Below are 2064 nucleotides of genomic sequence, written 5' to 3'. Positions count from 1 at the left end.
AAAATACGCGGATGTTCTATGGCGATGCAAAGAAGTCACTTGACGCGCTGTTGCCGCTGATCGACTGACCCGCCCGAATTTTCGCCAAAAATTCATGCGCCCTGCCGGAAGCGGCGGGGCGTTTCTTTTTCGGCGCAAGCGTTGCGATAATACCAGTGTACCATTGCGCACCGCGCCGCAGGCAACCGCGTGGATTTACAAGGGCGGGGCAGGTGGCGTTCTTGGCGGCATCGAACGACTTGGGGCTTGATGACGAATGGCTGAAATATCCGATCACCCGTTGCGCTATGCGCTTGTGAATGAACTTCATGCACGGCCGTTTCCGTCGCTGACTGTGCCGTGTCACGCGGTTTATGTTGCGATCAAGGAACCGGAGCGCGCGGTGAACCGGGATCGTGCGGCGGATCGGGCGCATCTATTGGCGCTGTTGGGCCGACATGGCTCCGCGCATCCGCACCCTGATGCCACCCATTTTTCCGGCCCCATCGGGCGGCATGATCTGAAATGGGAAAGCCACACCGAATTTGTGACCTATAGCGCCTTTGGTGCCGGGGTCAGCCCGCGTGCCTTTGATCCGGCAGAGGCGGATGTTTTCCCAGCCGATTGGCTGGGTCAGGCACCGGGCCAGCGCCTCACATCGGTTCTGATCCGGGTGGAGGAAATGCCGCAGGACGCGGAGATGCTGGCACTTCTGGATCAATGGTTCGTGCCGGAAAGCCTTGCAATCAGCCGGATCGTGGACGGGGCAGGAGTGATCGCCGGTGATTTCCGCATTGATCCGGCGGGTCATATGCGCTTTGCCGTTTTCGTCGAGAAGGGGACGGATCCGCGCCGCGTTGGCCGTATTGTCCAGCGCGTCTGTGAGATTGAAACCTACCGCGCGATGTCGATGCTGGGCCTGATGCGCGCTCGGACGTTGGGTGCGGAACTCAATCGACTTGATCCACAGCTTTCCGACCTGATTGCCGGGATGAACGCGGTCGGGCCATCGGCGGAGGAGGTGCTGCACAGGCTGCTTCAAATCTCTGCGGAGGTGGAGCGGTTGGCGGTGCAGTTCAGTTTCCGCTTCGGCGCGACCGAGGCGTATGAGGCGATCGTGAACCAGCGTATCGCGGTTCTGCGTGAGGTTCGGATCGGTGGGCGGCAAAGTTTTGGTGAGTTCATGACCCGTCGCTATGATCCGGCGATGCGGACGGTGAAATCAACCGAGGCGCGGTTGCGCAGCATGGCGGAGCGGGCGACCCGCGCGGCGGAGTTGTTGCGGACGCGGGTGGATGTCGAACGCTCCGCCCAGAACCAGCGGTTGCTGGAAAGTATGGATGCCCGCGCCGACCTGCAACTGCGGTTGCAAACCACGGTGGAGGGGCTTTCGGTCGTCGCCATCAGCTATTATGCGGTCAACCTGCTCGCATATGTCGCGTATCCGGTGACGCAGGGTTTGGGGATTTCCAAAGGTTTTGCGATGGCGGTGATGGTGCCCGTCGTGATCTTGGGTGTCTGGGCCATGGTGCAGCGGATCAAGCGCAGATTCCATTGAAAAAGGCCCGCCGGGGGCGGACCTTTCAAGCGCAGAAAAGCTGGCGTTAACCAAACACCGGTTTTGTGCTGCCTTTGGGGGACAAGGCCCGATCTGCCAACATGGCACCTAAAGCGATGGAGCCAAGCGCCAGCAGCGCTGCGACCGAAAGCGTCGGAATCCCGGCAAGCCCGGCCCCAACGGTGCAGCCGCCGGCCAGCACGCCGCCAATCCCCATCAGAACGCCACCGGTCAGATAGCGCCCTGTCTCATTCGGGGTTGCGAAACTTTGCCATTGAAAGCGGCGGGAGGCGAGCGAGGATAGCAGCGCGCCTACCACCGTGCCGCCGAACAGCCCGATGCCGAAACCCGCCGCAACGGAGGTGGAGGCGATGCTCCAGAACAGCGCATCTGCCAATGGCGAGGTGAAGCTGAGGCTTTCCATCGTGATCGGATCAAATTCATCCAGCAGTACAAAGCCGGTCCCAACCCAGGCCAGCGGCACCAGCGCACCGATCAACACCCCAAGTGCGACGCTGCGCAGCGGC

General features: G+C 61.4%; 2 protein-coding genes. One reads left to right on the top strand and one right to left on the bottom strand.

What is annotated here, in order from left to right; genetic code table 11:
• The first annotated feature begins 256 nt into the window (after positions 1 to 256).
• Positions 257 to 1537, top strand: a complete 1281-nt coding sequence (locus tag L0H65_RS18985; protein ID WP_301460757.1) for a DUF3422 family protein — start codon at positions 257 to 259, stop codon at positions 1535 to 1537.
• Between the two features lie 46 nt (positions 1538 to 1583).
• Here the strand turns inward: L0H65_RS18985 and L0H65_RS18980 are convergent.
• The coding region (locus tag L0H65_RS18980; protein ID WP_301460756.1) for a YeeE/YedE thiosulfate transporter family protein at positions 1584 to 2064 on the bottom strand (481 nt) is incomplete at its 5' end.

Origin of the sequence: Pseudorhodobacter sp., assembly GCF_030452865.1 — a bacterium.
Classification (GTDB): Bacteria; Pseudomonadota; Alphaproteobacteria; order Rhodobacterales; family Rhodobacteraceae; genus Pseudorhodobacter.
This window is presented reverse-complemented; position numbering and strand designations above follow the sequence as displayed.

Bases quoted from the DNA above. Each gene is read 5' to 3' on its own strand.
- L0H65_RS18985 (WP_301460757.1), top strand. From the start codon at position 257: ATGGCTGAAATATCCGATCACCCGTTGCGCTATGCGCTTGTGAATGAA.